The organism is Mycobacterium sp. IDUB_21, assembly GCF_055419425.1.
This window is the reverse complement of record NZ_JBVAXQ010000002.1, coordinates 20,365-33,383: the sequence shown is the minus strand read 5'-3', so window position 1 is coordinate 33,383 and position 13,019 is coordinate 20,365. Positions and strand designations below refer to the sequence as shown.

General features: G+C 68.8%; 18 protein-coding genes and 1 tRNA gene. 5 read left to right on the top strand and 14 right to left on the bottom strand.

The genetic code is table 11. The annotated features are described in order from the left end of the window. Positions 1-372, bottom strand: coding sequence for a DUF732 domain-containing protein (locus ACZYY4_RS03145; RefSeq protein ID WP_463808003.1), 372 nt, complete (start codon positions 370-372; stop codon positions 1-3). A gap of 87 nt (positions 373-459) precedes the next feature. Further along, a tRNA-Leu gene (locus ACZYY4_RS03140) sits at positions 460-543 on the bottom strand. Between the two features lie 64 nt (positions 544-607). Here ACZYY4_RS03140 and ACZYY4_RS03135 point away from each other — a divergent pair. Continuing rightward, positions 608-982 (top strand): hypothetical protein, encoded by a 375-nt coding sequence (locus ACZYY4_RS03135; RefSeq protein ID WP_463808002.1) that lies wholly within the window; start codon positions 608-610, stop codon positions 980-982. After that, the gene (locus tag ACZYY4_RS03130; RefSeq protein ID WP_463808001.1) at positions 979-1,320 is read left to right on the top strand and encodes a DUF3817 domain-containing protein; all 342 of its coding nucleotides are present in this window, start codon (positions 979-981) and stop codon (positions 1,318-1,320) included. The genes ACZYY4_RS03135 and ACZYY4_RS03130 overlap by 4 nt, the downstream gene beginning before the upstream one ends. Positions 1,321-1,346: 26 nt before the next feature. On the opposite strand, the gene rdgB is transcribed toward ACZYY4_RS03130, so the two are convergent. The 11 genes from rdgB to clpS all read right to left on the bottom strand — a co-directional run bounded on the left by rdgB (position 1,347) and on the right by clpS (position 8,776). Continuing rightward, complete coding sequence (gene rdgB / locus ACZYY4_RS03125; protein WP_463808397.1) at positions 1,347-1,955, bottom strand: RdgB/HAM1 family non-canonical purine NTP pyrophosphatase; 609 nt, start codon at positions 1,953-1,955, stop codon at positions 1,347-1,349. After that, positions 1,952-2,731: a ribonuclease PH gene (rph, locus tag ACZYY4_RS03120; RefSeq protein ID WP_463808000.1), complete on the bottom strand. Its 780-nt coding sequence runs from the start codon at positions 2,729-2,731 to the stop codon at positions 1,952-1,954. Before rph ends, rdgB begins: the two co-directional genes overlap by 4 nt. Positions 2,732-2,760: 29 nt before the next feature. After that, positions 2,761-3,537, bottom strand: coding sequence for a cyclic nucleotide-degrading phosphodiesterase (locus ACZYY4_RS03115; protein WP_463807999.1), 777 nt, complete (start codon positions 3,535-3,537; stop codon positions 2,761-2,763). An 85-nt stretch (positions 3,538-3,622) separates the two neighbouring features. Further along, the gene (gene murI / locus ACZYY4_RS03110) at positions 3,623-4,423 is read right to left on the bottom strand and encodes a glutamate racemase (RefSeq protein ID WP_463807998.1); all 801 of its coding nucleotides are present in this window, start codon (positions 4,421-4,423) and stop codon (positions 3,623-3,625) included. Further along, positions 4,420-5,073 (bottom strand): rhomboid family intramembrane serine protease, encoded by a 654-nt coding sequence (locus tag ACZYY4_RS03105; protein WP_463807997.1) that lies wholly within the window; start codon positions 5,071-5,073, stop codon positions 4,420-4,422. The genes murI and ACZYY4_RS03105 overlap by 4 nt, the downstream gene beginning before the upstream one ends. After that, positions 5,070-6,041: a cysteine synthase gene (locus tag ACZYY4_RS03100; RefSeq protein WP_463807996.1), complete on the bottom strand. Its 972-nt coding sequence runs from the start codon at positions 6,039-6,041 to the stop codon at positions 5,070-5,072. Before ACZYY4_RS03100 ends, ACZYY4_RS03105 begins: the two co-directional genes overlap by 4 nt. A 9-nt stretch (positions 6,042-6,050) precedes the next feature. After that, a complete protein-coding gene (locus tag ACZYY4_RS03095; protein WP_463807995.1) occupies positions 6,051-6,323 on the bottom strand; it encodes a MoaD/ThiS family protein in 273 nt (90 codons plus the stop codon). Continuing rightward, a complete protein-coding gene (locus ACZYY4_RS03090) occupies positions 6,320-6,751 on the bottom strand; it encodes a M67 family metallopeptidase (RefSeq protein WP_463807994.1) in 432 nt (143 codons plus the stop codon). Before ACZYY4_RS03090 ends, ACZYY4_RS03095 begins: the two co-directional genes overlap by 4 nt. Position 6,752: 1 nt before the next feature. Then, positions 6,753-7,823, bottom strand: coding sequence for a P1 family peptidase (locus ACZYY4_RS03085; protein WP_463807993.1), 1,071 nt, complete (start codon positions 7,821-7,823; stop codon positions 6,753-6,755). A 5-nt stretch (positions 7,824-7,828) separates the two neighbouring features. Then, the gene (gene aosR, locus ACZYY4_RS03080; RefSeq protein ID WP_463807992.1) at positions 7,829-8,431 is read right to left on the bottom strand and encodes an oxidative stress transcriptional regulator AosR; all 603 of its coding nucleotides are present in this window, start codon (positions 8,429-8,431) and stop codon (positions 7,829-7,831) included. A 30-nt stretch (positions 8,432-8,461) separates the two neighbouring features. Beyond that, positions 8,462-8,776 (bottom strand): ATP-dependent Clp protease adapter ClpS, encoded by a 315-nt coding sequence (clpS, locus tag ACZYY4_RS03075; RefSeq protein WP_463807991.1) that lies wholly within the window; start codon positions 8,774-8,776, stop codon positions 8,462-8,464. Positions 8,777-8,843: 67 nt separating this feature from the next. Between clpS and ACZYY4_RS03070 the strand changes: the two genes are divergently transcribed. After that, positions 8,844-10,148 (top strand): nicotinate phosphoribosyltransferase, encoded by a 1,305-nt coding sequence (locus ACZYY4_RS03070; protein WP_463807990.1) that lies wholly within the window; start codon positions 8,844-8,846, stop codon positions 10,146-10,148. Between the two features lie 15 nt (positions 10,149-10,163). On the opposite strand, the gene ACZYY4_RS03065 is transcribed toward ACZYY4_RS03070, so the two are convergent. Beyond that, positions 10,164-10,430 carry a YdeI/OmpD-associated family protein gene (locus tag ACZYY4_RS03065; RefSeq protein WP_463807989.1) on the bottom strand — a complete coding sequence of 89 codons (267 nt, stop codon included), beginning with the start codon at positions 10,428-10,430 and terminating at the stop codon, positions 10,164-10,166. Between the two features lie 70 nt (positions 10,431-10,500). Between ACZYY4_RS03065 and ACZYY4_RS03060 the strand changes: the two genes are divergently transcribed. Then, complete coding sequence (locus ACZYY4_RS03060; protein WP_463807988.1) at positions 10,501-10,875, top strand: nuclear transport factor 2 family protein; 375 nt, start codon at positions 10,501-10,503, stop codon at positions 10,873-10,875. Positions 10,876-10,918: 43 nt separating this feature from the next. After that, on the top strand, positions 10,919-13,012 hold the full coding sequence (locus tag ACZYY4_RS03055) for an ATP-dependent DNA helicase (protein WP_463807987.1): 2,094 nt from the start codon (positions 10,919-10,921) through the stop codon (positions 13,010-13,012). Positions 13,013-13,019 lie beyond the last annotated feature (7 nt).

Here is a 13,019-nt window from a genome sequence, read left to right as displayed (position 1 = left end):
TCAGGCAGATCTCGAATACGGGTCCGGCGACTGCGGGCAGTAGGCCAGCCGGGCCGCGCTGATGATGGCGTGCGCCTGGTCGGGCGATACCTCCAGGTTCGCGATCACCGAGACCGGCACCAGCCTCGGCGAGCGGCTCAGCGCCGAACACACCTCGTGGCCCTCTTGCACCAGCAGATCGCGCATCGATGCGCACTTCATGGTGCCGCAGACCTGCTTGTCGTAGTCGGGGTGCAGTCCCTCGTGCTGAAGCTCGTCGAAGAACGCCTGGTCCTCACTGCTGGGATCGTCGGCAAATGCCGCGGGAGGAGGGGCTGTTAGGACACCGGCCAGCACCGCGCTGAACGCCATTGCGATGAGTTGCTTCTTCATCACACACAACCAATCCGGTAAGGACTACGCGCTCCATTCTGTCACCGATGAGCCCCCGACGACATGGCGTTATCGGTGAAAAATTTGTGCGGGCGGAGGGACTCGAACCCTCACGCTCTTTCGAGCACGGGCACCTAAAGCCCGGGTGTCTGCCAATTCCACCACGCCCGCGCGGCGTAGCGATGGTACCGCCGGCGTGGGGAGGCACGGCAAGGTGGCGCGGTACGGTCAAGGGGTGTCCACTACACGGCGTCGGAGACCAGCACTTGTCGTGCTGGTGATCGTCGCCGCCGGTGCGTGCCTGGCGCTGGGATGGTGGCAATGGACCCGATTCCAGGAACTCAACGGCACTTTCCAGAACCTGGGCTACGCCCTGCAGTGGCCGCTGTTCGCATGGTTCTGCGTCTACGCCTACCGCAAATTCGTCCGCTACGAAGAAGCGCCGCCGGAGCCACACCGACCCGATACGGTGACCGAGATACCGGCCGGACTGCTGCCGGAACCACCCCCGCCCGCCGCTACCCCCGACGATGACCCCGAACTGCGGGACTACAACGCCTACCTGGCCGAGCTCACCGACAACGACCGAGAGAACAGGAACACCGCATGACCGAGACACCCGCGCAGGCGGCCCCCGCCGAGAAGGTCCGCAGCGCACTCCTGCCCTACCGGGTCATGGCGTGGGCGACAGGTGTCTGGCTGATCGCACTGTGCTACGAGCTGGTCATGCACTACGTGGTCAAGGTGGACAATCCGCCGACGTGGATCGGCGTGGTGCACGGCTGGGTGTACTTCGCCTACCTGCTGTCAACTTTCAATCTGGCGGTCAAGGTCCGCTGGCCACTCGGCAAGACCATCGGGGTGCTGCTGGCCGGCACCGTTCCGCTGCTCGGCATCATCGTCGAGCACTTCCAGAGCCGAAACATCAAGGCGCAGTTCAACCTCTGACGGCGGCGCTCAGGTTCGGCGAGGACTCACACGAGCGTCCGCAGCGTCGGCATCAGCAGCGCCAGCGCCCGGCCGCGATGCGATGCGGCGTCTTTCTCCGCCGCCGACAGCTGTGCCGCGGTACGCGCCTCGCCATCCGGGACGAACACCGGGTCGTAACCGAATCCCCCATCGCCGCGGGGTTCCCGGGCGATGCTGCCCGGCCACTCGCCGCGCACCACCACCTCGTCATCGGCTCCGGTACCCCAGACCAGCGCGCAGACCGACACGAATGCCGCACCGCGCCGATCGTCGGGAACATCACGCAGCTGTGCCAGCAGCAGGGCGGTATTGGCGCCGTCCTGGCCATGCTCGCCCGACCAGCGCGCCGACAGCACCCCCGGCATGCCGTTGAGCGCGGCGACGGTCAACCCGGAATCGTCTGCGACACAAGGCAATCCGGTCGCAGAATAACCGTCGCGCGCCTTGGCCAGGGCATTCTCCTCGAAGGTCGCTCCGGTTTCGGGCGCTTCGGGATACGGTGCCACCTCATCCAGTGAGACCGGCCGCAGGCCCGAGACACCGGCGTGTTCGAGCACCCGGTTGAGCTCGGCCAGCTTCTTGCGGTTACGGCTGGCCACCAGCAGGTCGATCAGCTGCCGAACGCTTTCTTCGGCGCGGGCCCCTCCGGCAGCACACCGGGATAGGGCAGTTCCAACGCTTCGCGCTGCACCACGAACAACGTTTCACAGGCGCCCAGTGCCGCGTCGAGCATCTTGTCCAGCGTCGAGCGCGGGAACGTCGCCCCCTCGCCGGTGCCCTGGATCTCCACGAGGGTTCCGGTGTCGGTGGCGACGACGTTCATGTCGACCTCGGCGCGCGAGTCCTCTTCGTACGGCAGGTCGACGCGGACCCGCCCGTCGACGACACCGACACTGACGGCCGAGATCGCGCACGACAGCGGGCGCGGATCCGACAACCTGCCGGCGGCCGACAGGTAGGTGACCGCGTCGGCGAGCGCCACATAGGCCCCGGTGATCGCCGCGGTTCGGGTCCCGCCGTCGGCCTGCAGCACATCGCAGTCGATCGCAATGGTGTTCTCCCCCAGCGCCGCCAGGTCGATACAGGCGCGCAGCGACCGACCGACCAGACGGCTGATCTCCTGGGTGCGCCCTCCGACTTTGCCCCGCACCGACTCACGGTCGGAGCGGGTGTGAGTGGCGGCGGGCAGCATGGCGTACTCGGCGGTCAGCCAACCACTCCCGGAACCCTTCCGCCACCGCGGAACGCCCTCGGTGACGCTGGCCGTGCACATGACCCGGGTGTTGCCGAATTCGACCAGCACCGACCCGGCCGGGTTCGCAGTGAATCCGCGGGTGATGACGACCGGGCGCAGCTCGTCGTCGAGGCGACCGTCTTCTCGTTTGGACACGCGACCAACCCTAACGGCGGGCGCAGCGGTCAGGACCGCCGGATGTCGAAACTCTCGTCGCACACCACCGCGTGCACCGGCCCGTCGAACTCGGCTTTGGCCTCGCGGATCACGTCTTCGCGTGATGTCCACGGCGGGATATGGGTCAGCAGCAGTTGGCCGACACCGGCGGCAGCGGCGATGCGCCCCGCATCGGCGCCCGACAAGTGCAGGTTCGGCGGGCGGTTGGCCTCGTGGGTCCAGGAAGCCTCGCACAGGAACGCATCGGCGCCGCGGGCCAGTTCGATCACCCCGTCGCAGTAGCCGGTGTCGCCGCTGTAGACCAGCGTGGCGCCGGAAGCATCGGTGATCCGCATCCCGAACGACTCGGTCGGGTGGCATACCAGCTTGGGCTGCACCGTCAGGGATCCCAACGACACCGGCTGGCCGTCCATCCAGGTGTGCACATCGAAGATGTCGGTGATGTCGTCGATCTCGCCGCCGTACGGAGAGGAAGCCGCCCCCATCCGTGACCAGGTGTCACTGGGACCGTAGATGAAGCCCTTGGCGAACGGCGCGGTCGCCACCGATGGGTGGTAGCGGCGCCAGACGAACAACCCCGGCAGATCCAGGCAATGGTCGGCGTGAAGGTGCGATAACAGCACGCATACCGAACCCGGGTCGACGTGACGCTGTAGCGCGCCCAGCACCCCGCCCCCGAAGTCGATGACCAGCGGTGGTGTGTCCGGAGCCTGCAGGAGGTAGCCCGATGCCGGCGAGTCCGGACCCACCACACTCCCGGAGCAGCCGAGTACGGTCAGTCGCACGTTTCCTACTGTGCCATGTTCGTCGTGAGGATGACCAAGACACGTGCGCTTTGCCCGCTATTCGTCATCGAAATCACGGTCATGGCTAACTCAGGGGAGCATGACGCCGGACCGCCCCGACACCGGTGATCGCCGGGCCCAGAAAGCGGGTGGCCAATTCGGCGAATGCCTCCGGATCACCGGTCGCCTCGAACACCCGGGTGGCCGGGCCGGTCTCGTGCGGGCTCAGCAGATCACGTTCGGTGAGCACCCGCAGCAGCTCCTTGGCGGTCTCCTCCGCGCTGGACACCAGCGTCACCGGCTCGCCCATCGCCAGCTGAATCAACCCGGACAGCAGCGGATAGTGGGTGCAGCCCAGCACCAGGGTGTCTACCCCGGCGCGCTGTAGCGGTTCCAGGTATCCCTCGGCCAGCCCCAGCACTTGCCGGCCACTGGTGATACCGCGCTCGACGAAGTCGACGAAGCGCGGGCAGGCCACCGCGGTGATCTCGGTGTCGCGAGCGGCGGCGAACGCGTCCTGGTAGGCGTGGCTGGTGATGGTCGCCTGCGTTCCGATCACCCCGATCCGGCCGTTGCGGGTGGTGGCGACCGCCCGGCGCACCGCCGGCAGGATCACCTCGATGACCGGCACGTCGTAACGTTCCCGGGCATCGCGCAGGCACGCCGCCGACGCGGTGTTGCAGGCGATCACCAGTGCTTTGACGCCGCGCTCGACCAGGTCGTCGCCGATGGCCAAGGCGTGCGCACGGACCTGCGGGATGGGCAGCGGCCCGTAGGGTCCGTTGCCGGTGTCGCCGACGTAGATGATGTCCTCGTCGGGCAGCTGGTCGATGATCGAGCGTGCGACGGTCAGTCCGCCGACGCCGGAGTCGAAGATCCCGATCACGCCGTCACCGCCCGACGACGTTCGCGGGCTTTACGCTCGGGGCCCGACAGCAGGTAGGCGGCCAGCACCCCCGCGATCGCCCCGCACAAGTGACCCTGCCAGGAGACTCCCCCGCACACGTTCAGCACCGGTACCGCCCCCCACAGGATGCCGCCGTAGAGCACCAGCACCACGAACCCGACCACGATCTGCCAGATGCTGCGGGTGAACAGCCCGAACACCACCAAAAAGGCCATCCAGCCGAAGATCAGTCCGGAGGCGCCGATGTGATCGGTGGGCCCGCATGCCGACCCGACATTGCCGATCAGCCAGGTGCCCAGTCCGCCCACCACCCACACGATGGCGGTGGCGAGTAGGAACCGCGACAGCCCGGCCAATGTCACCAGGAAGCCCAAGACCAGTGCGGGACCGGTGTTGGCCAGCAGATGCGCCCAGTTCGCGTGTAGCAGCGGCGCGAACAGCACCCCCCACAGGCCGTCGGTCTCCAGTGGCCGGATGCCGTTGTCGTCCAGCCGGTGCCCGCCGAGCTGATCAACGGCCTCGACGAGGTAGAGCAGGGCGACGAAACCCACCACGGTGACCCCGCCGGTGCGCCAGGCGGGCCTTTCCCCGGGCCGTGGCGCAGGCGAGCCGCCGGCCCGGGGGGTCATGCCCACAGCTGTCCTTCCAGAGCGTCCTCGGCGTCGTCGAGGGTGCCGGAGTAAGCGCCGGTGGACAGATACTTCCAGCCGGCATCGGCCACCACGAACGCGATGTCGGCGCGGGCACCGGCCTGCAACGCCTTGGCCCCGACCCCGAGCGCGGCATGCAGCACCGCACCGGTGGAGATGCCGGCGAAGATGCCCTCGGCGTCGATCAGCTCCCGGGTGCGGCGCACCGCGTCGGCTGACCCGACCGAGAACCGGGTGGTCAACACCGCCGGATCGTAGAGTTCGGGCACGAATCCCTCGTCGATATTGCGCAGTGCGTAGACACCCTCGCCGTAGCGGGGCTCGGCGGCGACGATCTGCACGTCAGGCACATTCTCGCGCAGGTACTTCCCGGTGCCCATCAGGGTTCCGGTGGTGCCCAGCCCGGCGACGAAGTGGGTGATCTCGGGCAGATCTGCCAGCAGCTCCGGGCCGGTGCCCTGGTAATGCGCATCGGTGTTGGCCGGGTTCCCGTACTGGTAGAGCATCACCCAGTCCGGGTTGTCGGCCGCGAGCTGCTTGGCGGTGGCCACCGCGGTGTTGGACCCGCCCTCGGCCGGCGAGGAGATGATCTGGGCGCCGTACAACTCCAGGATCTGGCGCCGTTCGATCGAGGTGTTCTCCGGCATCACGCAGATCATCCGGTAGCCCTTGAGCCGCGCGGCCATCGCCAGCGAGATGCCGGTGTTGCCGCTGGTGGGTTCCAGGATGGTCGCCCCCGGCGCCAGCAACCCGTCGGCCTCGGCCTGCTCGATCATCCGCAGGGCCGGGCGATCCTTGATCGACCCGGTCGGGTTGCGATCCTCGAGCTTCGCCCACAACCGCACGTGGGCGCCGTCTGCGGCGTCGTCCCAGCGCGGTGAGAGCCGCGGCAACCCAACCAGCGGGGTGTTGCCCAGCGCTGCCAGCAGCGAGGCATATCGAGTCATGCGGGCGGCCTATCCCCCAGCCACCGCGGGCAGGATGGTCACCGAGTCGCCGTCGCTGATCGCGGTGTCCAGTCCGCCGGAGAACCGCACGTCCTCGTCGTTGACGTAGATGTTGACGAAGCGGTGCAGCTTGCCGTCATCGAGCAGACGCGCCGAGATCCCGGGGTGATTGGACTCCAGGTCGCTGATCACCGCCGCCAGGGTCGCCCCATCGGCTTGGACGCGCTTCTCGCCGGCGGTGTGCGGCCGCAGGATGGTGGGGACAGAGACAGTGACAGTCACGGCGACTCCTCGGTTTTGTAGCTCTCAACGATTGTGACGGGCTCTTCGGTGACGACGCCGTCAACGATGCGATAGCTGCGCAGTTCGTGCCGGTCCGGGTCGCGGGTGGACACCAATACATAGTGTGCGTCGGGTTCGCCGGCCAGTGCGATGTCGGTGCGGCTCGGGTAGGCCTCGGTCGCGGTGTGGGAGTGATAGATCACCACCGGCGCCTCGTCGGCATCCTCCATGGCACGCCACACCTGCAGCTGCTCGGCCGAGTCGAACCGGTAGAAGGTGGGCGAGCGTTCGGCGTTGACCATCGCGATGTGGCGTTCGGGCCGGTCGGAACCCTCCGGTCCGGCCAGCACCCCGCACGCCTCGTCGGGATGATCGGCCCGAGCGTGGGCGACCATCGCCTCGACCAGGTCGGCACGAATAGTCAGCACATCACGACCTTCCCGTCGCGCCGGTCGGCTTGTTGGCGAACGCCCCCGGCAACGTGCCGGAGTAGGTCGGTATTCCGGCCACCGGCTCGGCGGCCAGAATTCCCACCAGCACCGCGCGGGCCAAACAGTCCGCCGCGGCGGCGCCCACCGCCGTGACCAGCCCGGTCTCCGGAGACATCGCGGCCGGAGTTCCCGGCAGCGCAGGGACCTCGACGGCCCCGGTCGCCAACGCGAAGACCGTATCGCCGTCCACCGGGGTGTGGGAGGGCCGGATGGTGCGCGACAGCCCGTCCTGGGCGGCGATCGCCATCCGCCGGCAGCCGGCCGGGCTGAGCGCGGCGTCGGTGGCCACCACCGCGATGGTGGTGTTGAGCGCGCCGGCTTTGGGCTCCAGCCCGGCGAGCACCGCCAGTTGCTCCGACGGCGGCGCGGTCAGACCGAATTCCTCGACGAGGTAGGCCGACCAGGGCAGCCCGGTGGTGTCATCGATCACCTCGCCGGTGGGGTTCACCACCACCAGCGCCCCCACCGTGACGGTGTGCTCCCCGAGTTCCAGCGTGACCGAGGCGGTGCCCACCCCGCCCTTGAACACCCCGGCCCGAGCCCCCACTCCGGCGCCGACGCAGCCGGTCGCCGGGTTTTCACCATCGGGACCGGCGGCGGCCGCCGCGGCGGCATAGCCGAACTCCGCGGTGGGCCGCCGGTCCCAGCCGCCGACCGGCAGGTCGAAGACGACCGCCGCGGGCACGATCGGCACCACGCCGCCGTCCAGCGCCACCCCGCGGCCCTGCTCCTCCAGCCAGGTCATCACGCCGTCGGCGGTCGCCAGCCCGTAGGCGCTCCCGCCGGAGAGCACCACCGCGTCCACCCAGCGCACGCTGTTGGCCGGGTCCAGCAGATCGGTCTCCCGGCTTCCCGGCGCGCCCCCACGGCTGTCGACGGCACCGACCGTCGCGGGCGGCGTCAACACGACGGTGACCCCACTCGCCCAGCCCGACCCCAGCGTCGCATCCGGATCGAGCCGGTGGTGATGGCCCACCCGGATGCCGGCGACCTCGGTGATCGAACCCATATCCATCATCGTCTGGGCCTTCCCATCAGTGCGACCACCAGGTATTCCTGCAGCACGGTGAGCCACTGATAGACGTTGAGCTGACCGGCCATCGGATCACCCGGCGGCAGCTGATCAGGGCCGTCGGGACCGATCTGCAACATCGTGCCCAGCGCCAGGCGGATGTCGTTGACCGCCACGATCCAGGCGTCCGCCTGTTCCTCAGTCAGCTCGAAACGACCGCCCCGCTCCGGGAGCGTGTCCAACACCTGTTGTGCCGCACCGCGTTTCGCATCGATGATCTCCGGCTCATGCAGGCTGCGCAGCGCCGCGTTCAGCCCATCTGCGTCCACCGTGGAGTCGTCGACCGGCGCGACTGCGCCGTCGCCATCGGGACGGTAGAAGTCCGGCAGCAGCCGTCGCGTGGTGGCGTCCTCCGGCGGCCTGGCATTGCCCGTCTTCATCCCGGTCATCTGTTCGAGTTCGTCCGGCGGAGAGGCGGATTCACGCGCCTCGAGCATGCCGACGATCGAGCCGACCAGGCTCCGGAGCAGCGCAGCCTCGTGCAGTGCCAGCGCGGACCGAAAGCGGGGGCCGTCGTCGGTTTCAACCCGCTTCCACTTGTGCACGGTGAGGTCCGGTTCCCTTCGGTTGACGTCTCAGCTGTCCTGCTGCATGGTCGCCCACAACCCGGCGGCATGCAGTTTGGACACGTCGACCTCCATCGACTCCCGGCTTCCCGCGGACACCACGGCCTTGCCCTCCTGGTGAACCTGCAGCATCAGCTTGGTCGCGTGCGGCTCGCTGTAACCGAACAGCTTCTGAAAGATGTAGGTCACATAGGTCATCAGGTTGACCGGGTCGTCCCAGACGAGGGTCACCCATGGGGAGGCGGTCTCCTCGACCGGGTCGGTGTGCCGCTGGCCGGTGCCCTGCGGTTTCACCGGGGTGGACGTCGTTCCTGACGTGGCCATACCGCTCAGGATACCGAGCCGAGGTGGGGTCAAGTCCAGCCGATACGAATGGCGATACGGTTGCCGGGTGAACACCTCGGCCCCCGGCGGCGGGCTGCTCACCGACAAGTACGAGCTGACCATGCTGGCTGCCGCGCTGCGCGATGGCACGGCCGGTCGCCGGACCAGCTTCGAATGTTTCGCCCGCCGACTCCCCGAGGGCCGCCGCTACGGGGTGGTGGCCGGCACCGACCGGTTCCTGGCGGCGCTGACCGCGTTCGGCTTCGACGACGCCGCGCTGAGTCTGCTCGCCGAGTTCCTGGATCCGGAGACGGTGGCCTACCTGGGTGATTTCCGTTTTCGCGGCGACGTCGACGGCTACCCCGAGGGCGAGTTGTACTTCGCCGGTTCGCCGGTGCTCAGCGTGCACGGCAGCTTCGCCGAGTGCATCGTGCTGGAGACGCTGCTGTTGTCGATCTTCAACCACGACACCGCGATCGCCTCGGCGGCCGCTCGGATGGTCAGCGCGGCCGACGGCCGGCCGCTGATCGAGATGGGCTCCCGCCGCACCCACGAGCGGGCCGCCGTCGCAGCGGCCCGGGCCGCCTACCTGGCGGGGTTCGCCGGGACGTCCAATCTGGAGGCACACCGCAGTCACGGTGTGCCGGTGCTCGGCACCAGCGCGCACGCCTTCACCCTGTTGCACGCCGGCGCAGACGCTGCCGGCGAATTGGCGGCGTTCCGCGCCCAGGTCGCCGCGCAGGGTGTCGACACCACGCTGCTGGTGGACACCTTCGACGTCACCACCGGAGTGGCCAATGCCGTCGAGGCGGCCGGTCCGGGGCTCGGCGCGGTCCGTATCGACTCCGGTGAACTGGCGGTGTTGGCTCACCAGGTCCGCGACCAGTTGGACCGGCTGGGTGCCGCCGCCACCAAGATCGTGGTCTCCGGCGATCTCGACGAGTTCGCCATCGCGGCGCTGCGAGCCGCGCCGGTGGACAGTTACGGCGTCGGCACCGCGCTGGTGACCGGCTCGGGTGCGCCGGCGGCCGGCTTCGTCTACAAGCTGGTCGAGGTGGACGGTGTGCCGGTGCACAAGCGCAGCGTCGACAAGACATCGGCTGGTGGGCGCAAGCGGGCGCTGCGAATGTTCCGCCCGAGCGGCACCATCGTCGAGGAAGTGGTGTATCCGGATGGCCGACCACCTGTGGACTCGGGCCGAATGTTGACCGTTCCGCTGGTCCGCGGCGGCGACGTGGTCACCGACACCGGGGCGACGGCGCTGGCCGCGGCGCGGGACCGCGTCGCTTCCGGCCTGCACAGCCTGCCGTGGGAGGGCCTGAAGCTGGCGCACGGCGAGCCGGCGATCCCGACCCGGCTGATCCTGCAGTGACGCGAAGTCCTCGGGCTAACGACCGTTTCGTTCGCGGTGCTTGCACCCGGGCCAGCAACAGGGACGCCGCTTGCCTTCCTCCAATTCCTCACGGGTCCGGCGGATTCGGCGTTCGCGGGTGACCTGCTGCTTGGCGTCTTCGACCCAGCAGATGAACTCGTTACGCGCCAGTGGCGTAATGCTCTGCCAGGCGGCCAACGCCGTGGCGCTGACGGTCAGTCCATCGCGCAGATCGTCGGGAAGTTCGTGCACCGCCCCGCCGGGCAACCGCTGACTGGTCATCGTTTCAGGGTAATGGGACAGAACGAAAATGGGTGGGGCCGCATGCGGTGGTGTCGCTACAGTGCCCGGAATGGAGCTCGACGCGACGATGTTCAGCCGCCAGTGGGCGCAGGCGTGGAACGCCCACGACGTGGAGGCGGTTCTGACTCACTTCCACGATGATGTCCTGTTCACGTCCCCGGTGGCCGCCGAGATGTTTCCCGAGACGGCCGGGGTGATCCGCGGCAAGCCCGCGCTGCGCCACTATTGGACCGGGGCCGTGCAACGGATGACCGACCTGCATTTCGTCATCGAAGCCGTCTACCGGGGCATCGATACCGTCGTCATCGCCTACCGCAACCAGAACGGCGGCCTCGTCAGCGAGGTCTTGCGGTTCGACGATGCCGGCCTGGTCATCGAGGGACACGGAACTTATCTCGTCACCGGATCGGCTGAGCCGGCCTGACGAATGCCGACGCCCATCGGACGCGGGCTACCGTGTGCACACCATGGCTGACCGCTCTGTTCCCGAATTGCTCGCCGCCGCGGTAGCCGCACTGGGCGGCAGCGAACGCGACGGCCAGGTGCAGATGGCCGAGGCGGTGGCGACCGCCTTCGGCAGCGGCGAGCACCTGGCGGTGCAGGCGGGCACCGGAACCGGCAAATCGCTGGCATATCTGGTTCCGGCGATCGCCCGGGCGGTGGCCGACGACAAACCGGTGGTGGTGTCGACCGCGACCATCGCGCTACAGCGCCAGCTGGTCGACCGCGACCTGCCGCGCCTGGCCGACGCCCTGGAAAGTGTGCTCCCCCGGCGACCCACCTTCGCACTGCTCAAAGGCCGACGGAATTACCTGTGCCTGAACAAGATCCACAGCGGGTCAACCGAGGATTCCGACGATGCACCGCAGGAGGAACTATTCGAGCCGTTCGCGGCCAGCGCCCTGGGCCGGGACGTTCAGCGGCTCACCGCCTGGGCGGAGACCACCGACTCCGGTGACCGTGATGACCTCAAACCCGGTGTGCCGGAAAGGTCCTGGTCTCAAGTCAGCGTGTCGGCGCGGGAATGTCTGGGCGCCGCCCGCTGTCAGTTCGGCATCGACTGCTTCGCCGAGCGAGCCCGCGCCGTCGCCGGAGAGGCCGATATCGTCGTCACCAACCATGCGCTGCTGGCGATCGACGCGATCTCGGAGACCAATGTGTTGCCCGAGCACGAACTGCTGGTGGTCGACGAGGCACATGAGCTGGTGGACCGGGTGACGTCGGTGGCCACCGGCGAGCTGACCGCGGCCGCACTGAGTGTCGCGGTGCGCCGCATCACCCGGCTGGTTTCTCCCGAACTGGTCCAGCGCCTCGATACCGCGACGCTGACGTTCGGCTCGGCGATTCACGATGGCACGCCCGGCCGGATGGATTACCTCGACGACGAGTTGGCGACGTATCTGGCCGCGCTGCGCGATGCCGCCGGTACCGTCCGTTCGGCCATCGACACCGCACCCAGCGACCCCAAGGCTGCGTCCGCACGCAAGGAGGCCGTCGCCGCGCTGTCCGAGATCGCCGATACCGCCGCGCGGATCCTGACCTCATTCGAACCGGCCATCCCCGAGCGCGCCGACGTGGTGTGGCTCAGCCACGAAGACCTCCGGGGCTCGGTACGGCCGGTGTTGCGGGTGGCGCCGCTGTCGGTGGCCGGCCTGCTGCATGATCGGCTGTTCGCCCGGGCGACGACCGTGCTGACCTCGGCGACGTTGACCGTCGGCGGCACCTTCGACGCGATGGCCGCCGCCTGGGGCCTGACCGGCGGCTCGGAGTCCGGCGGTTCAGCAAGGCTCGACGGAGGAGAGGCGAAGCTGGGACCGCCGCATGAACCCGGCGGTTCCGCAAGGCTCGACGGACGAGAGGCGAACCCGGGACCGCCGCATGAACCCGACAACGGCTGGCGCGGGCTGGATGTCGGCTCACCTTTCCAGCACGCCAAAGCCGGCATCCTCTACGTGGCCGCGCACCTGCCGCCGCCCGGGCGCGACGGCACCGGCACCGACGCACAGCTGAACGAGATCGTCGAGCTGATCACCGCGGCCGGTGGGCGCACCCTCGGGCTGTTCTCGTCGATGCGGGCAGCGCGTGCCGCCGCCGAGGCGATGCGGAAGCGGTTGGACACGCCGGTGCTGTGTCAGGGCGACGACACCACCGGCGCGCTGGTCGAGCAGTTCGCCGCCGACGCCGACACTTCGCTGTTCGGCACGTTATCGCTGTGGCAGGGCGTCGACGTACCGGGACCGTCACTGTCGCTGGTGCTCATCGACCGCATCCCGTTCCCGCGGCCCGACGATCCACTGCTGACCGCCCGGCAGCGCGCGGTGAGCGCCCGCGGCGGCAACGGCTTCATGGCGGTAGCCGCCAACCACGCCGCGCTGCTGCTGGCCCAGGGCGCGGGCCGGTTGCTGCGCGGCGTCGACGACCGCGGTGTGGTGGCGGTACTCGACTCGCGAATGGCGACCGCCCGCTACGCCGGTTATCTGCGAGCCTCCCTGCCGCCGTTCTGGGCGACGACCGACGCCGACAAGGTTCGCCTGGCGCTGCAGCGGCTGCGTGGCGGTTGAGCGCACT